Annotated in this window: 9 protein-coding genes and 1 tRNA gene; all 10 read left to right on the top strand. The window is 61.2% G+C overall.

Annotated elements, in window-relative coordinates; translation table 11 throughout:
- Nucleotides 1-207 precede the first annotated feature (207 nt).
- The 10 genes from AC1RDJ_RS18205 to AC1RDJ_RS18160 all read left to right on the top strand — a co-directional run bounded on the left by AC1RDJ_RS18205 (nucleotide 208) and on the right by AC1RDJ_RS18160 (nucleotide 7,115).
- Nucleotides 208-969, top strand: a complete 762-nt coding sequence (locus AC1RDJ_RS18205) for a GIN domain-containing protein (protein ID WP_071326313.1) — start codon at nucleotides 208-210, stop codon at nucleotides 967-969.
- Nucleotides 970-1,033: 64 nt separating this feature from the next.
- Nucleotides 1,034-1,642, top strand: coding sequence for a tetratricopeptide repeat protein (locus tag AC1RDJ_RS18200; protein WP_289885751.1), 609 nt, complete (start codon nucleotides 1,034-1,036; stop codon nucleotides 1,640-1,642).
- Nucleotides 1,643-1,725: 83 nt separating this feature from the next.
- Entirely contained in the window at nucleotides 1,726-2,706 is a 981-nt protein-coding gene (locus AC1RDJ_RS18195) for an NAD(P)H-quinone oxidoreductase (RefSeq protein ID WP_493028316.1), read from the top strand.
- A gap of 72 nt (nucleotides 2,707-2,778) precedes the next feature.
- The gene (gene tpiA / locus AC1RDJ_RS18190; protein ID WP_493028315.1) at nucleotides 2,779-3,528 is read left to right on the top strand and encodes a triose-phosphate isomerase; all 750 of its coding nucleotides are present in this window, start codon (nucleotides 2,779-2,781) and stop codon (nucleotides 3,526-3,528) included.
- 28 nt (nucleotides 3,529-3,556) lie between these two features.
- On the top strand, nucleotides 3,557-3,958 hold the full coding sequence (secG, locus tag AC1RDJ_RS18185) for a preprotein translocase subunit SecG (protein WP_035820525.1): 402 nt from the start codon (nucleotides 3,557-3,559) through the stop codon (nucleotides 3,956-3,958).
- Between the two features lie 191 nt (nucleotides 3,959-4,149).
- Nucleotides 4,150-4,234, top strand: a tRNA-Leu gene (locus AC1RDJ_RS18180).
- A gap of 177 nt (nucleotides 4,235-4,411) precedes the next feature.
- Entirely contained in the window at nucleotides 4,412-4,771 is a 360-nt protein-coding gene (locus AC1RDJ_RS18175) for an NADH-quinone oxidoreductase subunit A (RefSeq protein WP_071326314.1), read from the top strand.
- Between the two features lie 3 nt (nucleotides 4,772-4,774).
- A complete protein-coding gene (locus tag AC1RDJ_RS18170) occupies nucleotides 4,775-5,251 on the top strand; it encodes a NuoB/complex I 20 kDa subunit family protein (RefSeq protein ID WP_010399733.1) in 477 nt (158 codons plus the stop codon).
- 17 nt (nucleotides 5,252-5,268) lie between these two features.
- Entirely contained in the window at nucleotides 5,269-5,862 is a 594-nt protein-coding gene (locus AC1RDJ_RS18165) for an NADH-quinone oxidoreductase subunit C (protein ID WP_289885759.1), read from the top strand.
- Nucleotides 5,862-7,115, top strand: coding sequence for an NADH-quinone oxidoreductase subunit D (locus AC1RDJ_RS18160; RefSeq protein WP_010399731.1), 1,254 nt, complete (start codon nucleotides 5,862-5,864; stop codon nucleotides 7,113-7,115). Before AC1RDJ_RS18165 ends, AC1RDJ_RS18160 begins: the two co-directional genes overlap by 1 nt.
- The last annotated feature ends 7 nt before the right edge of the window (nucleotides 7,116-7,122 follow it).

Genomic DNA, 7,122 nt, shown 5'->3' with positions numbered 1-7,122 from the left:
CCCCGGCCGGCCAGGTCGCCATGCACGTGGTGCAGGTGAAAGCCAAGCGCCTGAGCGCCGCGGAAAAAGCCCGTTTTGCATAAGAGCACCTGTTAAAGTCATTGTCAGCCATTTTTCACGCTGCTACAGTGGCACGGCATGAGGCCATGCAGGCGGCCCCCGGCGGGCGCCATGACAGATAAAAACAAGATACCGAGGATGCATTACATGAAAAAGACATTGCAACTGGCGCTGCTGTTCCTGGCAACACTGGGTCTGGTGCGCGGCGTGGCCGCCGAGACCCGCTTGCTGGAAATGCGCACCGTCGATGCCCGCGTGGTACGCGTGAAACTCGATGGCGTGATGGAAGTGCGCATTCGCCAGGGCAATGTGCCCTCGCTGAGCATCACGGCCGACAAGCGCTATATCGCCGACATCAGCACGGCGCAAAGCGGCGACACCCTGCATATCGAAACGGAAGTGCGCGGCTTCAAGATCAATCCCGCCTCGATACGCGCCGACCTGGTCTTGCCGAACTTGCGCGAACTGAGCTCGGAAGGCTTTGGCAGCACCGATATCACGGGTTTCACGGGCGAGGAACTGACCCTGTCGCTGGAAGGGGCGGGCAGCATCAAGCTGGTGGGCGACTACCGCAAGCTCAATGCCAGCCTCGGCGGCGTGGGCAGCATGCAGCTCTGGATCGGCAACAATGAGCGGGCGGAGCTGGACTTGCAGGGCGCCGGTTCCGTCGTGCTGGGCGGGCGCGGACGCGTGCTGAAGGCCACCCTGGGCGGCCTGGGCAGCCTGAACGCGCAGCAGTTCGAAGCGGACGCCGTCAACCTCGAATTGAGCGGCCTGGGCAACGCAACAGTCAATGCGCATACGAATGCCAAGCTGAACCTGAGCGGACTCGGTTCGGTGGTGGTGTACGGCAAGCCGGCCAACCGCGATGTCAGCGTCGAGGGCCTGGGCAAAGTTAGCTGGAAGTGAAAGCATCCTGCCGCAAGTGTTCTTGGCAGGACAAGAGAAAACAGTCAGACCACATCCCATTCCGATGAAAAAACTGATCATTACACTACTCATGCTGTGCGCCATACAGCTGCCTGCGCGGGCCGGCTTCAGCGAGGGCGCCAGCGCTTACAACAACAAGAATTACGCGCTGGCCTACAAGGAAATCCTGCCGTTGGCCAGGACCGGCAATGCCGATGCCCAGCATTTGCTGGGCCTGATGTATTACATGGGACGGGGCTTGCCGCAGGATTACAAGCAAGCCATGTTCTGGCACCGCAAGGCGGCCGAGCAGGGCAAGGCCGACGCCCAGTACGTGGTGGGCGCCATGTATTACACGGGCAATGCCGTGCTGCAGGACCACAAGCAGGCCGTGGGCTGGTTCCGCAAGGCGGCCGAGCAAAACCACGCCGAGGCGCAGCAGGTGCTGGGCCTGATGTACCGCTACCACATGGGGGGCGTGCAGCAGGATAACGTCATCGCCTACATGCTGTGGAACCTGGCGGCCGCCAACGGCAATGCCAACGCGGCCGACCAGCGCGCCGCCGTCGTGCGCAAGATGACGCATGAGCAAGTCGAGGAAGGCCAGGCCCTGTCGGCGAAATGGAAGCCGGGCACGCCGCTGCCGCGGCAATCGAAGACGGGCGGCGCGTAAGGGGCGGGGCACATCGAGGGGGCCTCTGCAAGGGCTGGCGGCTTGGCGTACAATCGCCGTTTCCCCTTTCAGAGAGTTCCGCCATGCGTGCAGTTGCCATCAGCCAGCCCGGTCCCGCCGACGTTTTGCAAGTTGCCGAGCGTCCCATGCCCGCGTTCAAGGCGGGCGAGCTGCTGATCAAGGTGCACGCGGCCGGCATCAACCGTCCCGACGTGCTGCAGCGCCTGGGAAAATACGCGCCGCCAGCCGGCGCGTCGGACTTGCCGGGCCTGGAAGTGGCGGGTGAAGTCGTCGATGGCGATTTCAGCAGCACCGCATTCAAGAAGGGCGACCTGGTCTGCGCGCTGGTGCAGGGTGGCGGCTATGCCGAATACTGTGCCGCGCCCGCCGGCCAATGCCTGCCCTTGCCGCAAGGCTTGACGGCGCTGGAAGGCGCGTCCCTGCCGGAAAACTTCTTTACCGTCTGGAGCAATGTCTTCGACCGCTGTGCGCTGGCCGATGGCGAAACGCTGTTGGTGCAGGGCGGCACGTCCGGCATCGGCGTGACGGCCATCCAGCTGGCGGCCGCGCTCGGCCACCGCGTCTTCGCCACGGCGGGCAGCGACGACAAGGCGCGCGCCTGCGAAGCGCTGGGCGCCGAACGGGGCATCAATTACCGCACGGAAGATTTCGTTGCCGTCGTCAAGGAGTTGACCGGTGGCAAGGGCGTCGACGTCATCCTCGACATGGTGGGCGGCGACTACCTGCCGCGCGAAATCGATTGCCTGGCCGACGATGGCCGCATCGGCCTGATCGCCGTGCAGGGCGGCACCAAGGCGGAACTGGACCTGGGTAGCTTGCTGCGCCGCCGCCTGACGGTGACGGGTTCCACCCTGCGTCCCCGTTCGGTCGCCTTCAAGGCGGCCATCGCAAACCACCTGCGCACGACCGTCTGGCCGCTGATCGAGGCGGGCAAGATCAAGCCCGTGATCTATCAAACGTTCCCACTGGAAAAAGCCAACGAGGCGCATGCGCTGATGGAAGCGAGCACGCACGTGGGCAAGATCATGTTGCAAGTTGCCTGAAACGGGCCACTGCCTGTTTGACCGGCATCGGTGCTGGAGTTAGAATGACGGGTTATTAGAATTTAGGCTACTATGCGTCGCAAACTCGTCGTCGGAAATTGGAAAATGAACGGCAGTCGCACCTCGAACGCGGTGTTATTGTCTGAAATAGTCGCTGGCCTGGCTGCCTCTGGCGCCGCCAGCGCCGTCTGCGTGCCTGCACCGTACCTGGCGCAGTGCCAGGCGCAATTGGCAGGCTCGGCTCTTGCATGGGGTGCGCAGGATGTTTCCGCCCACGCCGGCGGCGCCTACACGGGCGAAATCTCGACCGCCATGCTGCAGGATTTTGGCTGCAGCTATGTGGTGATCGGGCATTCCGAGCGCCGCGCCTACCATGGCGAGAGCGATGCGCAGGTCGCGGCCAAGACGGTCGCCGCGCTGGCGGCAGGCATTACGCCTATCGTCTGCATCGGCGAAACGCTGGCGCAGCGCGAAGCGGGCCAGACCGACGCGGTCGTGGCGCAGCAGCTGGGCGCCGTACTGGCGGCGATTGGCGCCGACGACGTGGCCAGGCTGGTGCTGGCGTATGAACCAGTCTGGGCCATCGGCACGGGCAAGACGGCCACGCCGCAGATGGCGCAGGACGTGCATCTGGTGCTGCGCGGCCAGCTGGCAGCAAAGAATGCGGTAGCGGCCGCCGGCGTGCAGATCTTGTACGGCGGCAGCATGAAGCCAGAGAACGCAAAAGAATTGATGGCGATGCCGGATATCGATGGCGGTCTGATCGGTGGAGCAGCATTGAAGGCGGCGGATTTCCTGGCAATTATTCACGCCGCCGATTGAATTAATTTAAACTAAGAATGGAATTGCAATGAACATGATGTTCAATCTGGTAGTGGTGGTACAGGTTATTTCGGCATTGTCGATTATCGCGCTGGTGTTGCTGCAGCACGGCAAGGGCGCCGATATGGGCGCCGCCTTCGGTTCGGGCGCCTCGGGCAGCCTGTTTGGCGCGACCGGTTCGTCGAACTTCATGTCGAAGTCGACGGGCGTTGCCGCCGCGATCTTCTTCGGCGCCACCCTGGCTCTGTCGCTGATGGCCAACCAGCGCGCCACCACGGTGGGCGGCGGCGTGATGGATAAAGTCGTCAAGCCAGTGCCGGTCACCGGCGCGGGCGCGATCCCGACCACGGTGCCTGCGGCGCCAGCGGCCAGCGCTCCGGCAGCGGCGGCTCCGGTTGCCAGCACCCCGGCCGGTGCCATTCCGAAGTAATTCTGCAGTTGCTCGATACCTCATCGAGAGTAATTCTCATTACGGGCAGATTGTTGCTCAATGTTTTAGCAGTGCGGCAGGAAAAATCCCTGGCGCGCTGGAAGATGTAAAAATTTATCGTTTTTATCTGTGTTTTGATGCATTTGTGCATTAACTTTAGCGGCAAAGCAGAGTAGAATACGGGCCTTACCGCCGACGTGGTGAAATTGGTAGACACGCTATCTTGAGGGGGTAGTGGCGCAAGCTGTACGAGTTCGAGTCTCGTCGTCGGCACCAGAAATCAGAAGCCAGCAACGGCGCACGAGCCATGGCTCGTACAAAGTTGCTGGCTTTTTTTACGAGGATGTGTCGTTCGATCCTGGTCTTAGCTTTGATTGGGGTCGTGCGTTAGATACGCTGCAAATGATCGCAGCGTCCTCATTTAACCGATCGTTCAATATAAGCTCATCAATCGTGAACCTCGAAAATTACTTCCCCGTCCTGCTGTTTATTCTTGTCGGCCTCGGTGTCGGCATCGCTCCCCAGCTCCTGGGGCGCCTGTTAGGTCCTAACAAGCCTGACGCAGCAAAACTCTCCCCGTACGAATGTGGCTTTGAAGCATTCGAAGACGCGCGCATGAAATTTGATGTGCGCTACTATCTGGTCGCAATCCTGTTTATTTTGTTCGATCTGGAAACGGCATTCTTTTTCCCATGGGGCGTTGCAATGCGCGACCTGGGCTGGGCCGGTTTCGTCACGATGATGGTGTTCATCGCTGAATTCGTGGTCGGATTTTGGTACATTTGGAAGAAAGGTGCCCTTGACTGGGAATAAGCCATGGCTATTGAAGGCGTATTAAGCGAAGGTTTCATCACCACCTCGGCCGACAAGCTGATCAACTGGGCGCGCACCGGGTCTATGTTCCCGATGACGTTCGGTCTGGCCTGCTGTGCGGTCGAAATGATGCATGTGGGCGCAGCCCGCTACGATATGGACCGTTTCGGCGTCGTGTTCCGTCCGTCGCCGCGTCAGTCCGACGTCATGATCGTTGCCGGTACCCTGTGCAACAAGATGGCGCCGGCACTGCGCAAGGTCTACGACCAGATGGCCGAGCCGCGCTGGGTCATCTCGATGGGTTCCTGCGCCAATGGCGGCGGGTACTACCATTACTCCTACTCCGTGGTGCGCGGTTGCGACCGCATCGTGCCCGTCGACGTGTATGTGCCTGGCTGTCCTCCGACCGCTGAAGCCTTGCTGTACGGCATCATGCAGTTGCAGAACAAGATCAAGCGTACCAGCACGATCGCACGCTAACCGGGCCGCTTCAGATTATGACAACACATTTAGAAGTTTTGCAAAACGCCCTCGGCACTGCCCTGGGCGAACGCGTTAGCACGACCGTCACGCTGGGCGAGGTCACTCTGGTCGTCAAGGCCGAGGACTACCTGGCCGTGATGCAGACCTTGCGCGACGATCCGACCCTGCATTTCGAACAATTGATCGATCTGTGCGGCGTCGACTACTCGACCTACGGCGATGGTAGCTGGGATGGCCTGCGTTACGCGGCCGTTTCGCACTTGCTGTCGGTCAAGCACAACTGGCGCGTGCGCGTGCGCGTGTTCGCGCCGGACGACGACATGCCGCTGCTGCCCTCCGTGGTCGGCATCTGGCGCGCGGTCAACTGGTACGAGCGCGAAGCGTTCGACCTGCTGGGCATCCTCTTCGAAGGCCACAACGACTTGCGCCGCCTGCTGACCGACTACGGTTTCATCGGCCATCCGTTCCGCAAGGACTTCCCCGTCTCCGGCTATGTCGAGATGCGTTACGACCCGGAACAGAAGCGCGTGATTTACCAGCCCGTGACGATCGAGCCGCGGGAAAACGTGCCGCGCGTGATCCGCGAAGAACATTACGGGATGAAATAATGGCTGAGATTAAGAACTACACCCTGAACTTTGGGCCGCAGCATCCGGCCGCGCACGGTGTGCTGCGCCTGGTGCTGGAGATGGATGGCGAAGTCATCCAGCGCGCCGACCCGCATATCGGCCTGCTGCACCGCGCCACCGAAAAGCTGGCCGAACAGAAGACCTACCTGCAATCCGTGCCGTACATGGACCGTCTCGACTATGTGTCGATGATGTGCAATGAACACGCGTACGTGATGGCCATCGAAAAGATGCTGGGTCTGGAAGTGCCGCTGCGCGCGCAATACATCCGCGTCATGTTCGACGAGATGACGCGCATCCTGAACCACCTGATGTGGCTCGGCACCCATGCGCTCGACGTCGGCGCCATGGGCCCGTTCCTGTATTGCTTCCGCGACCGCGAAGACTTGTTCGACGCCTACGAGGCCGTATCGGGCGCACGCATGCACGCGGCCTACTACCGTCCGGGCGGCGTCTACCGCGACCTGCCGGACGCGATGCCGCAGCACAAGGCCTCGATCATCCGCAACGCAAAAGCGATTTCCAAGCTGAATGAAAACCGCCAGGGTTCCCTGCTGGACTTCATCGAAGACTTCGCGCGCCGTTTCCCGAACTCGGTGGACGAGTACGAAACCTTGTTGACCGACAACCGTATCTGGAAACAGCGTACCGTCGGCATCGGCGTGGTCTCGCCCGAAGATGCGCTGGCCATGGGCTTTACGGGCGCCATGCTGCGCGGCTCCGGCGTGCAGTGGGACTTGCGCAAGAAACAGCCGTACGAAGTGTACGACTTGATGGATTTCGACATTCCTATCGGCACCAACGGCGATTGCTACGACCGCTACCTGGTCCGCGTGGAAGAGCTGCGCCAGTCGAACCGCATCATCAAGCAATGCGTGGAGTGGCTGCGCAACAATGAAGGTCCTGTCATGACCAGCAACCGCAAGGTGGCGCCTCCGGGCCGCGTCGACATGAAGACCAACATGGAATCGCTGATTCACCACTTCAAGCTGTTTACGGAAGGTTTCCACGTGCCGCCAGGCGAGGCCTACAGCGCCGTGGAACATCCGAAGGGCGAGTTCGGCGTGTACCTGGTGTCCGATGGCGCCAACAAGCCGTACCGCATGAAACTGCGCGCGCCAGACTACGCCCACTTGCAGTCGCTCGATGAGATGGCGCGTGGGCACATGCTTGCCGACGCCGTGACCATCATCGGTACGCAAGATATCGTGTTCGGCAGTATTGACCGCTAAGAGGCAA

It is taken from the genome of Janthinobacterium sp. GW822-FHT07H10 (genome assembly GCF_058798675.1).
This window is presented reverse-complemented; position numbering and strand designations above follow the sequence as displayed.

Bases quoted from the DNA above. Each gene is read 5' to 3' on its own strand.
- AC1RDJ_RS18160 (WP_010399731.1), top strand. From the start codon at position 5,862: ATGGCTGAGATTAAGAACTACACCCTGAACTTTGGGCCGCAGCATCCG.
- tpiA (WP_493028315.1), top strand. From the start codon at position 2,779: ATGCGTCGCAAACTCGTCGTCGGAAATTGGAAAATGAACGGCAGTCGC.
- AC1RDJ_RS18200 (WP_289885751.1), top strand. From the start codon at position 1,034: ATGAAAAAACTGATCATTACACTACTCATGCTGTGCGCCATACAGCTG.
- AC1RDJ_RS18195 (WP_493028316.1), top strand. From the start codon at position 1,726: ATGCGTGCAGTTGCCATCAGCCAGCCCGGTCCCGCCGACGTTTTGCAA.
- AC1RDJ_RS18170 (WP_010399733.1), top strand. From the start codon at position 4,775: ATGGCTATTGAAGGCGTATTAAGCGAAGGTTTCATCACCACCTCGGCC.
- secG (WP_035820525.1), top strand. From the start codon at position 3,557: ATGAACATGATGTTCAATCTGGTAGTGGTGGTACAGGTTATTTCGGCA.
- AC1RDJ_RS18165 (WP_289885759.1), top strand. From the start codon at position 5,269: ATGACAACACATTTAGAAGTTTTGCAAAACGCCCTCGGCACTGCCCTG.
- AC1RDJ_RS18205 (WP_071326313.1), top strand. From the start codon at position 208: ATGAAAAAGACATTGCAACTGGCGCTGCTGTTCCTGGCAACACTGGGT.